The sequence below is a fragment of the Pseudomonas izuensis genome (assembly GCF_002356535.2).
Lineage (GTDB): Bacteria > Pseudomonadota > Gammaproteobacteria > Pseudomonadales > Pseudomonadaceae > Aquipseudomonas > Aquipseudomonas izuensis.
The window spans coordinates 4,249,430-4,264,396 of record NZ_AP017423.2 but is presented as its reverse complement, the minus strand read 5'-3'; the positions used below and the strand labels follow the sequence as shown (position 1 = coordinate 4,264,396).

Sequence of the window (14,967 nt, the reverse complement as noted above, 5' to 3'; positions counted from 1 at the left end):
CATTGCCCCGTCCTAGCATGAGCCTTGCCTGAACAATAACAATGGAGGCGGTGGCCATGACCCTGCGACCCGAATACCTTCACTCCCTGCTTGAAGACGATCCTGAGCAGGGCATCTATCGCTGCAAACGTGAAATGTTCACCGACCCGCGCCTGTTCGACCTTGAGATGAAACACATCTTCGAAGGCAACTGGCTGTATCTGGCTCACGAAAGCCAGATCCCCAACGTCAACGATTTCTACACCACCACCATGGGGCGCCAGTCGATCTTCATCGCGCGCAACAAGGACGGTGTGCTCAACGCCTTCATCAACGCCTGCAGTCATCGCGGCGCGACCCTGTGCCGGCACAAGTCCGGTAACAAGAGTTCCTACACCTGCCCGTTCCACGGCTGGACCTTCAACAACTCCGGCAAGCTGCTCAAGGTCAAGGACCCGGCCAACGCCGGCTACCCGTCGAGCTTCAACTGCGAAGGCTCCCACGACCTGACCAAAGTCGCGCGTTTCGAGTCCTACCGTGGCTTCCTGTTCGGCAGCCTCAAGGCCGATGTGCTGCCCTTGGTCGAGCACCTGGGCGAGTCGGCGAAGATCATCGACATGATCGTCGACCAGTCCCCCGATGGCCTTGAAGTGCTGCGCGGTTCCTCCAGCTACATCTACGAAGGCAACTGGAAGCTCACCGCTGAGAACGGCGCCGATGGCTACCACGTCAGCTCCGTGCATTGGAACTACGCGGCCACCCAGAACCAGCGCAAGCAGCGCGAGGCCGGTGACGAAAACCCAACCATGAGCGCCGGCAGCTGGGCCAAGCAGGGCGGCGGTTTCTATTCCTTCGACAAGGGCCATATGCTGCTCTGGACCCGGTGGGCCAACCCCGAAGACCGCCCGCTCTACGAGCGTCGCGACGAACTGGCCCAGGACTTCGGCCAGGCCCGCGCCGACTGGATGCTCGAGAACTCGCGCAACCTGTGCCTGTACCCGAACGTGTACCTGATGGACCAGTTCAGCTCGCAAATCCGCATCGCCCGGCCGATCTCGGTCGACCGCACGGAAATCACGATCTACTGCATCGCCCCCAAGGGCGAAAGCGACCACGCGCGTTCCAGCCGGATTCGTCAGTACGAGGATTTCTTCAACGTCAGCGGCATGGCCACGCCTGACGACCTGGAAGAATTCCGTTCCTGCCAGACCAGCTACCAGGGCAGTGTCACCACCTGGAACGACATGTCCCGTGGTGCCGAGCACTGGATCGAAGGCGCCGACGATGCGGCCAAGGAAATCGATCTGCACCCATTGCTCAGCGGCGTGCACACCGAAGACGAAGGTCTGTTCGTGCTGCAACACAAGTACTGGCAGCAGACCATGCTCAAGGCCCTGGCGGCCGAGCAGTCGAAACTGATCGCCGTGGAGGACGTGCAATGACCATTTCCTTTGATGCCGTGCGCGATTTTCTCTACCGCGAAGCCCGTTACCTCGATGACCGGCAGTGGGACGAGTGGCTGGAACTGTACGCCCCCGACGCGACCTTCTGGATGCCGTCCTGGGATGACAACGACGAGTTGACCGAGGACCCGCAGCGGGAAATCTCGCTGATCTGGTACGGCAACCGCACCGGCCTGGAAGACCGCGTCTTCCGCATCAAGACCGAGCGTTCCAGCGCGAGTGTCCCGGACACCCGCACCTCCCACAACATCAGCAACATCGAGCTGCTGGAGCAGGCCGACGGCGTGTGCAAGGTGCGCTTCAACTGGCACACCCTGAGCTTTCGCTACAAGACGGTCGACAGCTACTTCGGCAGCAGTTTCTACACCCTCGACATGCGCGGTGAAAACCCGCTGATCAAGGCCAAGAAAGTGATCCTGAAGAACGACTACGTTCGCCAGGTCATTGATGTTTACCACTTGTGAGGCGGCCGTCATGACCCATTCCATCGCGTTCAATTTCGAAGACGGCGTCACCCGGTTCATCGACGCCAATGCCGGCGAAACCGTGGCCGATGCCGCGTACCGCCAGGGCATCAACATTCCGCTGGACTGCCGCGACGGCGCCTGCGGCACCTGCAAGTGTTTCGCTGAGGCTGGCACCTATGATCTGGGTGAGGAATACATCGAAGACGCCCTCAGCCCTGAAGAAGCAGAAAAAGGCTTTGTCCTGACCTGCCAGATGCGCGCCAAGAGCGACTGCGTGGTTCGGGTACCGACATCCTCGGAAGTCTGTCGCACCCGGCAGGCCAACTACGAGGCGACCATCAGTGCCGTGCGCCAGTTGTCCGACAGCACCATCGCGCTGTCGATCAAGGGCGAGGCGTTGAGCAAACTGGCGTTCCTGCCGGGGCAGTACGTGAACCTGGGGATTCCCGGCAGCGAACAGACCCGTGCCTATTCGTTCAGCTCGTTGCAGCGCGACGGCGAAGTCAGCTTCCTGATTCGCAACGTGCCTGGCGGCCTGATGAGCAGCTTCCTCACCGGCATGGCCAAGGCCGGCGACAGCATGAGCCTGGCAGGTCCCCTGGGCAGTTTCTACCTGCGCGATATCCGCCGTCCGCTGTTGTTGCTGGCCGGTGGCACCGGGCTGGCGCCGTTCACCGCGATGCTGGAGAAAATCGCCGAGCAGGGCAGCGAGCATCCGCTGCATCTGATCTACGGCGTGACCCATGATTTCGACCTGGTGGAACTCGACCGCCTCGAAGCCTTCGCCGCGCGCATTCCCAACTTCAGTTACAGCGCCTGCGTGGCCAGCCCCGATAGCCGGCACCCGCTCAAGGGCTACGTGACTCAGCACATCGAGCCCAAGCATCTGAACGATGGCGATGTCGACGTCTACCTGTGCGGCCCACCGCCGATGGTTGAAGCCGTCAGCAAGTACATTGGCGAACAGGGCATCCAGCCGGCGAATTTCTACTACGAAAAATTTGCCGCCAGCGCGGCGTAAAAACTGTGCGGCGACACACCTCCTGTGGGAGCTGGCTTGCCAGCGATGAGGGAGTGTCAGTCAACACATCTGTTATCTGACACACAGCCATCGCTGCCAAGCCAGCTCCCACAGGGATTGTTGTGTCTTTGAGGTTTTGTGGAGAGTACATGAACAGATTTCACGAAAAAGTCGCGCTGATCACCGGGGCTGCCCAGGGCATCGGCCGGCGGGTTGCCGAGCGCATGGCGGCGGAAGGGGCGAAGCTGATTCTGGTGGATCGCTCCGAGCTGGTGTTCGAGGTGCAAAAGGAGTTGGGGCAGGGCAGCCTGGCGCTGACCGCTGATCTGGAGCAGTACGAGGAATGCAGCCGCGTGATGCAAGCCGCCGTCGAGCGCTTCGGACGCCTCGATGTGCTGATCAATAACGTCGGCGGCACGATCTGGGCCAAGCCGTTCGAGCATTACGAGGCGTCGCAGATCGAAGCCGAAGTCCGTCGCTCGCTGTTCCCGACGCTGTGGTGCTGCCATGCCGCGTTGCCCTTCATGCTGGAGCAGGGCCGTGGTGCGATCGTCAACGTATCGTCCATCGCCACCCGCAGCATCAACCGTGTGCCGTATGGCGCGGCAAAGGGTGGGGTCAATGCGCTGACCGCGTGCCTGGCGTTCGAAACCGCCGGACGCGGTGTTCGGGTCAACGCCACGGCACCCGGTGGCACCGAGGCGCCGCCACGGGTGATTCCGCGCAACAGTGCCGAGCAGAGCGCTCAGGAGAAAGTCTGGTACCAGCAGATCGTCGACCAGACCCTCGACAGCAGTTTGATGAAGCGCTACGGCACGCTGGATGAGCAGGCAGGCGCTATTCTGTTTCTGGCCAGCGACGAAGCGTCCTATATCACCGGCATGGTCATGCCGGTCGGTGGTGGCGACCAGGGCTGACGCGACTCGCAGTCAATCCCATCCACACGGAGTCATCGTGATGAGCGACAAACCGACGATTGTGCTGGTCCACGGTTTTTGGGGTGGAGCCGCCCACTGGAACAAGGTCATCGCCGAACTGCTGAACAAGGGATACTCCAGCATCCGCGCGGTGGAGATGCCGCTGACGTCCCTGGCAGATGATGCCGAGCGCACACGCAAAATGGTCGCGCAAGTGCCGGGTCCGGTGTTGCTGGTGGGGCATTCCTACGGCGGCGCGGTCATTACCGAGGCGGGCGATCAACCGAATGTCGTAGGGCTGGTTTACATCGCCGCGTTTGCGCCGGACGCCGGTGAAAGCCCCGGCGGCATCACCCAACGGCATCCGCCTGCCGCGGCAGCGAACCTGGCCCCTGACAGCGACGGTTACCTATGGGTCAAGCCGGAGCTCTATCACGAAAGCTTTTGCCAGGACCTGCCCGCGACCGAAGGATTGGTCATGGGCATTACCCAGAAAGCACCATTGGCCAGCACCTTTGGCGACACCATCAAGACAGTGGCGTGGAAGAGCAAACCGTCGTGGTATCAGGTGTCGACCGATGACCGGATGATCGCACCGCAAAATCAGCAATGGATGGCCGCACGCTTGAATGCCAGGGAAATCCTGACCTTGAACGCCAGTCATGCCTCCCTCGCTTCGATGCCGGTCGAGATTGCCGCGTTTATCGACAAGGCCGCGACGGCATTGGCCTCGGCATAAAACCCTATAGGCGACGCTGAAACGCCCGGACGATCCTGAGCGTGGCGTCGCTGGGGTTCAGGTTGTGAACCGCATCCAGCGGAAACCAGATGCAATCGAAGATTTCGTTATGCGGACGGGCCTGATCCAGATTGATCACGGAGGCCTCGTAGACATGGTGCCGGGTATCGCCCGCTTCCAGCTCCATCAGATACAGCATGCCATCGACATCAAGCCCGGTTTCTTCCAGCAGCTCGCGTGTGGCGGCACCCTGCACGGTTTCACCGGGCTCGACCTTGCCGCCGGGTAACATCCAGCGAGACCTTGGCTTGCGCACCAGGAGAATGTGCCGGTCCTGCTCGCAAATGACGGTTGCGCGTACTTTCATGTGTTATCCAATTGACGCCTGTCATCGTATTGTCACAAAACTGCAATAATCGAGCCGCCCCCCCCCGTTTCGCCAGTATTTGCCTGTTTGGAGCGGTTGTAACGCCGCAAAGTGCCCTCGAATACTGTCATCCCGACGCGACGTCTGGTCGGCTTTTTGGCGAGAGGGAGGTGTAAGGTGGTTGCGTCAGCCCTGGATATCATTGCGCAGATGGAGGTGACCATGAGTGCTCCGGTACTGAACAAAATGCACATGAACGGTTATGACGTACTCAGCGTGAACAATGGCCCCTGGCGGGTCTGTACCAAAGGTGATCGACTCGGCTCATTTGGCAGTCGGGAAGAAGCCCTGGCGTTTGCAGCGGCGCTTCCCGGTTATAAGGCACGGTCGAGCAGGCAGGCGCGCAGCCAGTAACCTGATCTTCGATACGCCAAAGCCCCGGCATGCCGGGGCTTTAATGTTTTGGGAGAAGGGACGCTAATATCCGCCACCCCCGCCGGAGCGGGAAGGTTCCCTGGCCTTTAGCTGGGTGTTACTCCATTCGGCGCAGGTCATGAAACTCTTGTGATCGACTTTGCCGCGGCCGTCGAAGCTGACATTGAAGGGCTGCTGATGGCCGGGCCGGGTCAGCTTGTAATCAAAGCAGGTGCCCGGCTCGACGGTACGGTCCGTAATGGTCAGCGGCGGGCCGCCGATCTGCTGGACCTGATCCTTGCTCATGCCGGTTTCGACCTTGGCCACCAGCGGCTGGTCCCCGTAGAGTTGTGAGTCGGTGTTGCAACCTGGCAACACCGCGAGCAGGGCGACAAGCGTAAAAAGAGACTTGTTCATCGCAGTACACCTGCTATTGGGCCTTGTTGCGGCTGATGATCTTGGCCTTCACTTCTTCGGCATAGCCCGCCAATCGTTGTTCATCGCCCTGGAACAAATCGCACAGCCGCCTGACAGCTTCTGCATCGACATCATTGCCGCTCAGGCGTAACTGCTCTGCAATGCGCAAAAGCTCGACCGCCGACCATCGCAGATCCGACGCAAGCCCTTGCAGATCGCGCCGAAGTTGCTGTTCAGATTCGTTAAGCCACATGATGACCTCCTGCGCTCTGCGCTTTGAAATTTTAGACCCATTCCCGCGAAGGGGCGTTGTATTTGTCCGGTTCCGGACCACATCCTTTGGTCGGGAAATTTGCGCGTTCGGCAAAATCCGCTGTCGTAGTGAAGTAGCGGTTTTTTCGGCAAGGGCGGGGGGCATTCAAAATGTCGACAACCGATGATTTCCGGGCGCGTGCCCACGAGCTGATCGCAGACCTGGATGCGGCCACCAGCGAAATGATGAAACTCATTTCCGAACACCAGCTCAGCGGGCCGGAATGGGAGCGGGTCAGCCAATGGCAACATGAAGCCTATGAGCGGTGGATGACCTATTTGAACGAGCGATCCTATCCGGGGCCCGGCGATAACAATGCCAGTCGTTGACGTCCGGTGTAGCGATTGGATGGAAGGGCGGCGGCACGCTACATTTCAATTTTTCAGGATTAAGGACGCTTCATGCAGAACCGGATGTTGATAGGGGGAGTGGTATTGGCGTTGCTGGCGGGATGTTCGTTGCCGGCGTCACTGGTACCCGGCGAGCCGAATGTCAGCAAGCACAGTGAAAAACCACCTAAAGAGCTGGCCGCGTGTGTATTGCCCGCGTGGCAGAAAGAGGTATCCAGCACCACTCAATCGTCGATTGCCAACGGCTACCGGATCACTGCGCCCAGCATCGTCACGGCCGATGAAATCCTGGATATCGTGAAGTGGAAGGAAGGTAGCCGGGTTTCGTTGTATCAGGGGCCACCCTGGGCCAAGTCAGACGCACTGCGCAAGTCAGTGCGTGACTGCCTGTAGGTTCAATCGCAGATTTCGGTGATCGGGATGATCTGATCGTCGCTTGAGGGGGCATTGGCGGTGCCTTTCTTTTCCCGACGATCATTGATCCAGGTATCCACCTGCGCATTGAACTGCGCCGGGGCCTTGCGTCCGACCTTGCGGGCGATGTCCAGGATCGTCTGCTGGGCCAATGCCTCTTCCATGCGCTTTTGCGCGGTCAGCATGGCGCCATGGATCGAGCAGCGTCCCTCCACGGCCCATTCCGGCGTCTGGCCTTCAAACAGCGCACACCGACCACGAATTTCCCGGCATTCGAATAGCGCCTTGCGCCCGTCGATGGCGTTGACGATATCCAGCAGGGTGATTTCGTCGGCAGGCCGCGCCAGCTTGAAGCCGCCACGTACCCCTTCGGTGGCGGCGACCAGTTTGGCCTTGGCCAGTTTGGTAAAGATTTTCGCCAGATAGTCCAGCGGCACGCCTTGCAGCTCGGCAAGGTCGCGCACGCTCGCTTCGCGGGTGTCGCCGTGATTGCCTACCAGGAAAGCCAGGCAGTGAATGCCGTACTCGACACCGGCACTGTAAAGAGCCATCAGAGATCTCCGACTAATATTGTCGCAAATGCTACCAGCTGGCAGCCCGCCGGACAACGAGCGCTTTCTTTCTGTTTCGTGAGCGACTCATTGATACGCGCTGGATACGGGTTGCTAGGGCTGTATCGATCCCATCGATGGAAACCATTGAAAGAAATCCGTTGCGGGGAATAACTAGGATCAATATAGTCGTAGTTGTCAGCGGGCAGTGAGAGACGCCTCTCGAAAGAGAGACGAGATCAACCTCCTGGCCCCAATCAACATTCAATGCCTGGTTTCTTCCCCGGAGTTAAAAATGAAACAACACATCTTGGTAATCGGCGCAGGTTTTGGTGGCATGTGGACGGCTTTGAGCGCCACGCGTCTGTTCGACATTCACGATCACAATCACGTTGAAGTGACTGTGCTGGCGCCTCAGGCGGAGCTGCGTGTACGCCCGCGCTTTTACGAGCCGAACGCCCACCAACTGGCGGCACCCATCGGCGAGCTGTTCGATGCGGTCGGCGTGAAGTTCATCAAGGGCGCCGCCGAGACCATCGATGTCGTAGAAAAACGTGTTGGCTACATGGATGCTTCGGGTAACAAACAAGTCGTCATCTACGACAAACTCGTTCTGGCCACCGGCAGCCGTCTCGCATTGCCTGACACCCCGGGTGTGGCTGAGCATGCGTTCGACGTCGACCAGATCGAACAAGCCGTGCGCCTGGAAAACCATCTCAAGAACCTGGTCAACCAGCCAGAAAGCACCGCACGCAACACCGTCGTGGTTGCCGGCGGTGGCTTCACCGGGATCGAAACGGCGACTGAAATGCCGACCCGTCTGCGCGCCATCCTGGGTGATCGCGCGGAGATCAAGGTGATCATCGTTGATCGCGGCGACAAGGTCGGCGGCTCCATGGGGCCTGAAATCGCCGAGAAGATTGTTGAAGCCAGTCTTGAAACCGGCGTGAAATGGCACCTGAACGCCTCGGTGGTCGGTGTCGATGAAAACGGTGTCACCTTGTCCGATGGCCAGCGTATCGACGCCAGGACTGTGGTCTGGACCACCGGTGTGCGCGCCAGCTCGCTGACCGAGCAGATTCCCGCCGAACGCGATCGCCTGGGCCGCCTGCACGTCGACGCTCACTTGAAAGTCATTGGCCAGGACGACATCTTCGCCACCGGCGACGTCGCCTACGCGGCCAGCGATGACATCGGCAACTACGCACTGATGACCTGTCAGCACGCCATCTCGCTGGGGCGTTACGCCGGCAACAACGTCGCCGCGCAGATCCTCGGTGTAGATCCGACGCCGTACAGCCAGCCCAAGTACGTGACCTGCCTGGACCTGGGCGCCTGGGGCGCGGTCTACACGGAAGGTTGGGATCGTCAGGTCAAACTGGTCAAGCAGGAAGGCAAAGAGCTCAAGACCCAGATCAACACGATCTGGATCTACCCGCCGGCGGCGAACCGTGAAGCGGCTTTGGCAGCGGCGGATCCGATGATTCCGGTTGCCTGATCATGACTCCTATAACGCTTGTTACTTAAGCGAATCCCGCCCGGGTTTTCCGGGCGGGATTTTTTTGTTTCCTGTGGGGCACAGCTCCATTGTGGGAGCGAGCCTGCTCGCGAAAGCGGTGTGTCAGTCAACATCATCATTGAATGTACAACCGTATTCGCGAGCAGGCTCGCTCCCACAAGGGATCAGGGGCAGGACGAAAAAAGGCCGCCGCAACCCGACGCTGCGGCGACCTGAGGGTGACTCTTCAGTGGGCGCCAGCAGCCTTGTTCAAATCACTTTCCGCCCATTCGGTGTAAACGCAGGCATCGGCCGTGGCCCAGCGGACTTTCACCGGATCGCCGGCCTTGAGCGGCATGCCCGCCGCAGAAAGCGCCTTGACGGTCATCGACGTACCGCCCGCCGTCACCACGCTGCAGGTCTGGCTTTCGCCGAGGAACAACACCTCCACGACCTTGGCCGAGACTTCGTTCCAGCCCGCGGCCAAGGGTTCGCGTGTCGCTTGCTCGACACTCAAGGCCAAGGCTTTTTCCGGACGCACCATCAGCAGCACATCCTGATCAGTGTGCAGCCCGGCGGTCAGGCGAATCGACAGCGCCTGACCCTCAAACGCAGCCACCGCATTGCCCTGGGCCTTGAGCTTGAGGAAGTTCGAGTTTCCGAGGAACGAGGCGACAAAAGCATTCGGTGGGTTCTGGTACAGGTCATAACCGCTGCCCAGGCCGACGATCTTGCCGTGGCTGAAGATCGCGATGCGCTGAGACAGGCGCATGGCTTCTTCCTGATCGTGGGTCACGTAGACGATGGTGATGCCCAGGCGACGATGCAGTTGACGCAGTTCATCCTGCAGGTCTTCGCGCAGTTTCTTGTCCAGCGCGCCGAGCGGTTCGTCCATCAGCAGGATGCGTGGTTCATAGACCAGCGCCCGGGCGATGGCAACGCGCTGTTGCTGGCCGCCGGAGAGTTGCGAAGGGCGGCGATGGGCGAACTGTTCGAGTTGAACCAGTTTGAGCATGGCATCGACCCGGCGTTCACGTTCGGCGGTGGCGAGTTTGCGAATCGCCAGCGGAAACGCGATGTTGTCGCGCACGCTCAGGTGCGGGAACAGCGAGTAGCGCTGGAACACCATGCCAATGTCGCGCTTGTGCGGCGGTACGTTGACCAGCGACTGGCCGTTGACCAGGATCTCACCGCTGCTCGGTGTTTCGAAACCGGCCAGCATCGACAGGGTCGTGCTTTTGCCGGAGCCGCTGGAGCCGAGGAAGGTCAGGAACTCGCCGTCCTTGATGTCCAGCGAGATGTTGTCCACGGCAGCGAAGTCGCCGTAGTACTTGTTCAGGTTGCGCAGGCTCACCAGGGGCTTGTCGTTTTGCTGCGCGGTATCTTTGATCACTGCACTCATGTCGTACTCCTGGGCGCTCAGGCGCTGATTTCGTTGCGCCGGCGCAGGGCGGCGGCGATGACCATGACCAATACCGAGAGGCCGATCAGCAGCGTCGAGGCGACGGCGATCACGGGCGTCAGGTCCTGGCGCAGGGTGGTCCACATTTTCACGGGAAGGGTTTGCAGGGTCGGACTGGCCATCATCACGCTCAGCACCACCTCATCCCAGGACACGAGAAAGGCGAAGAGGGCGCCGGCCACCATGCCCGGACGGATCGCCGGGAAAGTCACCTTGAACACCGCTTGCAGGCGCGAGGCACCGCAGATCACCGCGGCGTCCTCGATCGACTGGTCGAACAGCTTCAGCGAGTTGATGATCGAGATGATGGTGAACGGCAACGCCACGATCACATGGCTGACCACGAACGCGAACATGGTCCCGGTGTAGCCCAGCTTGAGAAACAGCGCATAGACCGCCACCGCGATGATCACCAGCGGCACGATCATCGGCAGGGTGAACAGGCCGTAGAGCAGTTCCCGGCCGGGGAAACGACCACGCACCAGGGCGAACGCAGTGGGCAAGCCCAGGGCTACGGCGAAAAACGTGGTCAGCACCGCCACTTTGAGACTGGCCATGGCCGCGTTCATCCAGTCGGCGTTGGAGAAGAACTGGCCGTACCATTTCAGCGTCCAGCCCGGTGGCGGGAACACCAGCCATTGCGACGATCCGAACGACAGCAGGACGATGAACACAATCGGCAGCAGCAAAAACAGACCGATCAGCCCGGTGGTGGCGTACAGGCCAAAGCGCATCCGGCGGCTCATGGCATTGGGGGTCAGGAGCATGACGGCTTACCTCGCGTTGCTGGCGCCAACCGGGGATTCCGGCTGGAGCTTCAGGTAGAAGTAGAACAACACCAGCGTAATCACGATCAGCAACGCGGCGCCGGCGCTCGCCAGGCCCCAGTTGAGGAACGATTGCACCTGCTGAATGATGAACTCGGGCAGCATCATGTTCTGCGCACCGCCCAGCAGCGCCGGGGTCACGTAGTAACCGAGGGACATCACGAACACCATCAGGCCGCCGGAGAACAGTCCCGGCCGGCACAGCGGCAGGAACACCCGGAAGAAGTTGGTCCAGGGACTGGCGCCGCAGATGGAACCGGCCTGCAGGATCATCGGATCGATGGCCTGCATGGTCGCCTGCAACGGCAGCACGATGAACGGGATCATGATGTAACTCATGCCGATCACCACGCCTGTCAGGTTATGCACCATTTCCAGTGGCTGATCGATGATGCCCATGGCCATCAGCGCCTTGTTGATCACGCCCGAGGCTTGCAGCAGCACCAGCCACGAATAGGTCCGGGCGAGGAGGCTGGTCCACATCGACAACAGCACGATGTTGAGGATCCAACGACCCCAGCCGCGTGGTACCAGGGTGATCGCCCAGGCCAGCGGGAAGCCCAGCAGCAAGCTGAACAGTGTCACCAGGCCCGCCACCGAGAAGGTGTTGAGCAAGACTCGGGCATAAGCCGAGTTGGCGAACAGCTGCGCGTAGTTGCCCAGGCCCGGTGTCGGTTCCAGCACACCGCGCAGCAGCAGGCCGATCAGCGGTGCGAGGAAAAACAGGCCAAGGAACAGCAGGGCAGGGATGAGGTTGCTCGAACCACGCCAGCGCTGTGCCAGGCTCGGGGATTGAGTCATCGCAGCGGCCTTGCCGGCAGCGCCGGAGGCGCTCCCGACGGGCGTGGACGGACGGGTCGCGGTTGCCGTCATTTTCATTTGACCAGCCATTCGTTCCACCGTGTCGCGATGGCCGGACCGTTCTTGGCCCAGTACGCGAAGTCGAGAGTGATTTGGTCCTTGGCGTAGGCCGTCGGCAGGTTGGGGGCCAGCACAGAATCCAGGCGCGCCAAGCTGTCGACGTTGACCGGGGCGTAGGCGGTCAGGTTGGAGAAGTCGGCCTGTCCCTTGGCGCTGCTGGCATTGGCCAGGAACTTCATCGCCGCGTCCTTGTTCTTCGAACCTTTGGGAATGACCAGAATGTCGGCCATGACCAGGTTCTGTTTCCAGCTTACGCCGACGGGGGCGCCGTCTTCTTGCAGGGCGTGAATCCGGCCATTCCAGAACTGGCCCATGCTCGCTTCACCCGAGGCCAGCAGCTGTTGCGATTGAGCGCCGCCGCCCCACCAGACGATGTCTTTCTTGATGGTGTCGAGTTTCTTGAAGGCGCGATCCAGGTCCAGCGGATAGAGCTTGTCTGCACTCACGCCATCGGCCAGCAGGGCCAGTTCCAGCACGCCGGGGCTTGGCCATTTGTAGAGGGCGCGTTTGCCGGGGTAGGTCTTGGTGTCGAACAGCGCGGACCAGTCCTGGGGTTTGCCGGAGCCGAGCTTGCCCTCGTTGTAGCCGAGCACGAAGGAGAAGAAGAACGAGCCGACGCCATGATCGGAGACAAACCGTGGGTCGATTTTATCGCGCTGGATGACTTTGAAATCGAGGGGTTCGAGCAAGCCTTCGGAGGCGGCGCGCAAGGCGAAGTCGGCTTCGACATCGACCACGTCCCACTGCACGTTGCCGCTTTCGACCATGGCTTTGAGTTTGCCGTAGTCGGTCGGGCCGTCCTGAACCACGGTGATGCCGCTGGACTTGCTGAACGGGTCGGCCCAGGCCTGTTTCTGCGCATCCTGGGTGCTACCGCCCCAGCTGACGAAATTGACGCTTTCGGCGGCCATCAAGGCCTGGCTGGTCACGCTGAGCAGACCCGCGAACAGCACGGCGGATACACGTTTGTTCAACACCATTTTCACGCCCTCATTGTTGTGTTTATGAGCGGGGCTTTCAGTGCCCGCCTATCGGGAGCAACAGGTCCATCGAGTCGCTGTGACTGTCCGGTCTATGGAATATCATATTATGGTATTCCAAACTTTGTGCAAGCATTTTGCCGTACCGGCTATCTGGCAAATGTGGTTTTTGAAGGATTAACAACATCCCCTGTGGGAGCGAGCCTGCTCGCGAAGAGGCCGGTAAATCCAACATCTTTATTGGCTGTCCTGGCGCCTTCGCGAGCAGGCGCGCTCCCACAGGGAATCAACCGGTAAACGGAATACTCTCCACCACTTCCAGGTCATACCCGGTCAACCCCGCATACTTCAGCGGCGGACCGAGATGCCGCAGCTTGCCAACACCCAGGTTTTGCAGAATCTGCGCACCGGTGCCTACTTCCGAATAGATCCGCGACTGTGAGCGGCTGAACTGCCGTGGCGGCTGGGTCAATTGCGGGACACGCTCCAGCAACGCCTGTGAGGATTCATGGTTGGCCAGCACCACCACCACGCCGCAACCTTCTTCGGCCACCCGTTGCAGCGCGGCCCACAAGGTCCAATTGGAGGGGCCGCTGTATTCGGCGCCGACCAGATCGCGCAGGGGGTCGATCACATGCACGCGCACCAGCGTCGCTTCATCGCGGCGCAAGTCGCCCATGACCATGGCCATGTGGACACCACCCTCGATGCGATCCTCAAAGGTGATCAGACGAAAGGTGCCATGCACGGTCGGCAGCTCACGTTCGCCAATGCGTTGGACCGTGTGTTCAGTGCTCAGGCGATAGTGAATCAGGTCGGCGATGGTGCCGATCTTGATCCCGTGCTTGCGTGCGAACACTTCCAGGTCCGGACGGCGTGCCATGGTGCCGTCGTCGTTCATGACTTCGACAATCACCGACGCCGGGGTGAAGCCGGCCAGGCGTGCCAGGTCGCAACCGGCTTCGGTATGGCCGGCGCGGGTAAGCACGCCGCCTTCTTTGGCACGTAATGGAAAGATGTGGCCCGGTTGCACGATATCGGTCGGGCCTGCCCCAAGGGCGACGGCAGCCGCCACGGTGCGGGCCCGGTCGGCGGCGGAAATGCCGGTGGTCACACCGATGGCCGCTTCGATGGACACCGTGAACGCGGTGCTGAACACACTGCCGTTGCTCGGCACCATCTGCTCAAGGCCCAGGCGCTGGCAATGTTCGTCGGTCAGGGTCAGGCAGATCAGGCCACGCGCTTCCCGGGCCATGAAGCTGATGGCTTGGGCCGTACAGCAGTCCGCTGCCAGCAGCAGGTCGCCTTCGTTTTCCCGGTCTTCGTCATCCACCAGCAGCACCATTTTGCCGAGGCGATAATCTTCGATGATTTCTTCGATGCTGTTGAAGGCCATGCTGGACTCTCAGTGTTTGATGGAAATATAGTGTGGTATACCATAATACAGAATACTGAGGAGGTCACTATGAAGGCGTACTGGATTGCTCACGTGGATGTCACCGATCCCGATCAATACAGCCAATACACCCAGCGGGCGCCGGCGGCTTTCGCCTTGTACGGTGGGCGGATGCTGGCCCGGGGCGGGCGCAGCGAAGCGCTGGAAGGCGGGCCGGCGGCACAACGCAATGTGGTGATTGAATTTGATTCGTACGAGCAGGCGTTGGCCTGTTACCGGTCGCCGGAGTATCAGGAGGCGAAGCGGCACCGTGAGGGGGCGGGGCGGGCGGAGATTGTTATCGTCGAGGGGGTGGCGCCGGTTTGATTATCTGTGGGAGCAAAGCTTGCTCGCGATAGCGGTGGGTCATTCGCCATTAATATTGACTGGACCGCCGCTATCGCGAGCAAGCTTTGCTCCCACAGGGTGTGC

At 60.5% G+C, this 14,967-nt stretch carries 19 protein-coding genes; 10 read left to right on the top strand and 9 right to left on the bottom strand.

What is annotated here, in order from left to right; all coding sequences use genetic code 11:
- Positions 1-56 precede the first annotated feature (56 nt).
- From benA to LAB08_RS18665, 5 genes are all read left to right on the top strand, one after another.
- Positions 57-1,421, top strand: a complete 1,365-nt coding sequence (benA, locus tag LAB08_RS18685) for a benzoate 1,2-dioxygenase large subunit (protein WP_096515309.1) — start codon at positions 57-59, stop codon at positions 1,419-1,421.
- Positions 1,418-1,906: a benzoate 1,2-dioxygenase small subunit gene (gene benB / locus LAB08_RS18680; protein ID WP_096510303.1), complete on the top strand. Its 489-nt coding sequence runs from the start codon at positions 1,418-1,420 to the stop codon at positions 1,904-1,906. Before benA ends, benB begins: the two co-directional genes overlap by 4 nt.
- Before the next feature lie 10 nt (positions 1,907-1,916).
- Positions 1,917-2,930, top strand: a complete 1,014-nt coding sequence (benC, locus tag LAB08_RS18675) for a benzoate 1,2-dioxygenase electron transfer component BenC (RefSeq protein WP_096510304.1) — start codon at positions 1,917-1,919, stop codon at positions 2,928-2,930.
- Positions 2,931-3,079: 149 nt separating this feature from the next.
- Positions 3,080-3,847 (top strand): 1,6-dihydroxycyclohexa-2,4-diene-1-carboxylate dehydrogenase, encoded by a 768-nt coding sequence (locus LAB08_RS18670; protein WP_096510305.1) that lies wholly within the window; start codon positions 3,080-3,082, stop codon positions 3,845-3,847.
- 40 nt (positions 3,848-3,887) lie between these two features.
- Positions 3,888-4,586: an alpha/beta hydrolase gene (locus tag LAB08_RS18665; RefSeq protein ID WP_096510306.1), complete on the top strand. Its 699-nt coding sequence runs from the start codon at positions 3,888-3,890 to the stop codon at positions 4,584-4,586.
- A 4-nt stretch (positions 4,587-4,590) separates the two neighbouring features.
- On the opposite strand, the gene LAB08_RS18660 is transcribed toward LAB08_RS18665, so the two are convergent.
- Entirely contained in the window at positions 4,591-4,953 is a 363-nt protein-coding gene (locus LAB08_RS18660) for an NUDIX hydrolase (protein ID WP_096510307.1), read from the bottom strand.
- A 222-nt stretch (positions 4,954-5,175) separates the two neighbouring features.
- On the opposite strand from LAB08_RS18660, the gene LAB08_RS18655 reads away from it, so the two are divergent.
- The gene (locus tag LAB08_RS18655) at positions 5,176-5,367 is read left to right on the top strand and encodes a DUF2188 domain-containing protein (RefSeq protein ID WP_096515311.1); all 192 of its coding nucleotides are present in this window, start codon (positions 5,176-5,178) and stop codon (positions 5,365-5,367) included.
- A gap of 63 nt (positions 5,368-5,430) precedes the next feature.
- Here the strand turns inward: LAB08_RS18655 and osmE are convergent, their stop codons facing one another.
- Both osmE and LAB08_RS18645 read right to left on the bottom strand, forming a co-directional pair.
- The gene (gene osmE, locus LAB08_RS18650) at positions 5,431-5,784 is read right to left on the bottom strand and encodes an osmotically-inducible lipoprotein OsmE (RefSeq protein ID WP_096510308.1); all 354 of its coding nucleotides are present in this window, start codon (positions 5,782-5,784) and stop codon (positions 5,431-5,433) included.
- Between the two features lie 13 nt (positions 5,785-5,797).
- Positions 5,798-6,037, bottom strand: a complete 240-nt coding sequence (locus LAB08_RS18645) for a hypothetical protein (protein WP_096510309.1) — start codon at positions 6,035-6,037, stop codon at positions 5,798-5,800.
- Positions 6,038-6,207: 170 nt separating this feature from the next.
- On the opposite strand from LAB08_RS18645, the gene LAB08_RS18640 reads away from it, so the two are divergent.
- Positions 6,208-6,426 carry a hypothetical protein gene (locus LAB08_RS18640; RefSeq protein WP_096510310.1) on the top strand — a complete coding sequence of 73 codons (219 nt, stop codon included), beginning with the start codon at positions 6,208-6,210 and terminating at the stop codon, positions 6,424-6,426.
- Positions 6,427-6,498: 72 nt separating this feature from the next.
- Positions 6,499-6,840, top strand: a complete 342-nt coding sequence (locus tag LAB08_RS18635) for a hypothetical protein (protein WP_096510311.1) — start codon at positions 6,499-6,501, stop codon at positions 6,838-6,840.
- Positions 6,841-6,842: 2 nt separating this feature from the next.
- Here LAB08_RS18635 and LAB08_RS18630 read toward each other — a convergent pair whose 3' ends face one another.
- Positions 6,843-7,412, bottom strand: coding sequence for an RrF2 family transcriptional regulator (locus LAB08_RS18630; protein ID WP_096510312.1), 570 nt, complete (start codon positions 7,410-7,412; stop codon positions 6,843-6,845).
- Between the two features lie 295 nt (positions 7,413-7,707).
- On the opposite strand from LAB08_RS18630, the gene LAB08_RS18625 reads away from it, so the two are divergent.
- On the top strand, positions 7,708-8,910 hold the full coding sequence (locus tag LAB08_RS18625; protein WP_096510313.1) for an NAD(P)/FAD-dependent oxidoreductase: 1,203 nt from the start codon (positions 7,708-7,710) through the stop codon (positions 8,908-8,910).
- 247 nt (positions 8,911-9,157) lie between these two features.
- Here the strand turns inward: LAB08_RS18625 and LAB08_RS18620 are convergent, their stop codons facing one another.
- The 5 genes from LAB08_RS18620 to ribBA all read right to left on the bottom strand — a co-directional run bounded on the left by LAB08_RS18620 (position 9,158) and on the right by ribBA (position 14,496).
- Positions 9,158-10,312 carry an ABC transporter ATP-binding protein gene (locus LAB08_RS18620; protein ID WP_096510314.1) on the bottom strand — a complete coding sequence of 385 codons (1,155 nt, stop codon included), beginning with the start codon at positions 10,310-10,312 and terminating at the stop codon, positions 9,158-9,160.
- Positions 10,313-10,329: 17 nt separating this feature from the next.
- A complete protein-coding gene (locus LAB08_RS18615; protein WP_096510315.1) occupies positions 10,330-11,139 on the bottom strand; it encodes an ABC transporter permease in 810 nt (269 codons plus the stop codon).
- A gap of 6 nt (positions 11,140-11,145) precedes the next feature.
- The gene (locus LAB08_RS18610) at positions 11,146-12,078 is read right to left on the bottom strand and encodes an ABC transporter permease (RefSeq protein ID WP_172901585.1); all 933 of its coding nucleotides are present in this window, start codon (positions 12,076-12,078) and stop codon (positions 11,146-11,148) included.
- Entirely contained in the window at positions 12,075-13,100 is a 1,026-nt protein-coding gene (locus LAB08_RS18605) for an ABC transporter substrate-binding protein (RefSeq protein WP_096510317.1), read from the bottom strand. The genes LAB08_RS18610 and LAB08_RS18605 overlap by 4 nt, the downstream gene beginning before the upstream one ends.
- A 286-nt stretch (positions 13,101-13,386) precedes the next feature.
- Positions 13,387-14,496 (bottom strand): bifunctional 3,4-dihydroxy-2-butanone-4-phosphate synthase/GTP cyclohydrolase II, encoded by a 1,110-nt coding sequence (gene ribBA, locus LAB08_RS18600; RefSeq protein ID WP_096510318.1) that lies wholly within the window; start codon positions 14,494-14,496, stop codon positions 13,387-13,389.
- Positions 14,497-14,565: 69 nt separating this feature from the next.
- On the opposite strand from ribBA, the gene LAB08_RS18595 reads away from it, so the two are divergent.
- Positions 14,566-14,862 (top strand): DUF1330 domain-containing protein, encoded by a 297-nt coding sequence (locus LAB08_RS18595; RefSeq protein WP_096510319.1) that lies wholly within the window; start codon positions 14,566-14,568, stop codon positions 14,860-14,862.
- Positions 14,863-14,967 lie beyond the last annotated feature (105 nt).

Excerpts from the sequence above, each read along its gene's own strand:
- benA (WP_096515309.1), top strand. The coding sequence starts at position 57 with ATGACCCTGCGACCCGAATACCTTCACTCCCTGCTTGAAGACGATCCT.
- benB (WP_096510303.1), top strand. The coding sequence starts at position 1,418 with ATGACCATTTCCTTTGATGCCGTGCGCGATTTTCTCTACCGCGAAGCC.
- benC (WP_096510304.1), top strand. The coding sequence starts at position 1,917 with ATGACCCATTCCATCGCGTTCAATTTCGAAGACGGCGTCACCCGGTTC.
- LAB08_RS18670 (WP_096510305.1), top strand. The coding sequence starts at position 3,080 with ATGAACAGATTTCACGAAAAAGTCGCGCTGATCACCGGGGCTGCCCAG.
- LAB08_RS18665 (WP_096510306.1), top strand. The coding sequence starts at position 3,888 with ATGAGCGACAAACCGACGATTGTGCTGGTCCACGGTTTTTGGGGTGGA.
- LAB08_RS18660 (WP_096510307.1), bottom strand. The coding sequence starts at position 4,953 with ATGAAAGTACGCGCAACCGTCATTTGCGAGCAGGACCGGCACATTCTC.
- LAB08_RS18655 (WP_096515311.1), top strand. The coding sequence starts at position 5,176 with ATGAGTGCTCCGGTACTGAACAAAATGCACATGAACGGTTATGACGTA.
- osmE (WP_096510308.1), bottom strand. The coding sequence starts at position 5,784 with ATGAACAAGTCTCTTTTTACGCTTGTCGCCCTGCTCGCGGTGTTGCCA.
- LAB08_RS18645 (WP_096510309.1), bottom strand. The coding sequence starts at position 6,037 with ATGTGGCTTAACGAATCTGAACAGCAACTTCGGCGCGATCTGCAAGGG.
- LAB08_RS18640 (WP_096510310.1), top strand. The coding sequence starts at position 6,208 with ATGTCGACAACCGATGATTTCCGGGCGCGTGCCCACGAGCTGATCGCA.
- LAB08_RS18635 (WP_096510311.1), top strand. The coding sequence starts at position 6,499 with ATGCAGAACCGGATGTTGATAGGGGGAGTGGTATTGGCGTTGCTGGCG.
- LAB08_RS18630 (WP_096510312.1), bottom strand. The coding sequence starts at position 7,412 with ATGGCTCTTTACAGTGCCGGTGTCGAGTACGGCATTCACTGCCTGGCT.
- LAB08_RS18625 (WP_096510313.1), top strand. The coding sequence starts at position 7,708 with ATGAAACAACACATCTTGGTAATCGGCGCAGGTTTTGGTGGCATGTGG.
- LAB08_RS18620 (WP_096510314.1), bottom strand. The coding sequence starts at position 10,312 with ATGAGTGCAGTGATCAAAGATACCGCGCAGCAAAACGACAAGCCCCTG.
- LAB08_RS18615 (WP_096510315.1), bottom strand. The coding sequence starts at position 11,139 with ATGCTCCTGACCCCCAATGCCATGAGCCGCCGGATGCGCTTTGGCCTG.
- LAB08_RS18610 (WP_172901585.1), bottom strand. The coding sequence starts at position 12,078 with ATGAAAATGACGGCAACCGCGACCCGTCCGTCCACGCCCGTCGGGAGC.
- LAB08_RS18605 (WP_096510317.1), bottom strand. The coding sequence starts at position 13,100 with ATGGTGTTGAACAAACGTGTATCCGCCGTGCTGTTCGCGGGTCTGCTC.
- ribBA (WP_096510318.1), bottom strand. The coding sequence starts at position 14,496 with ATGGCCTTCAACAGCATCGAAGAAATCATCGAAGATTATCGCCTCGGC.
- LAB08_RS18595 (WP_096510319.1), top strand. The coding sequence starts at position 14,566 with ATGAAGGCGTACTGGATTGCTCACGTGGATGTCACCGATCCCGATCAA.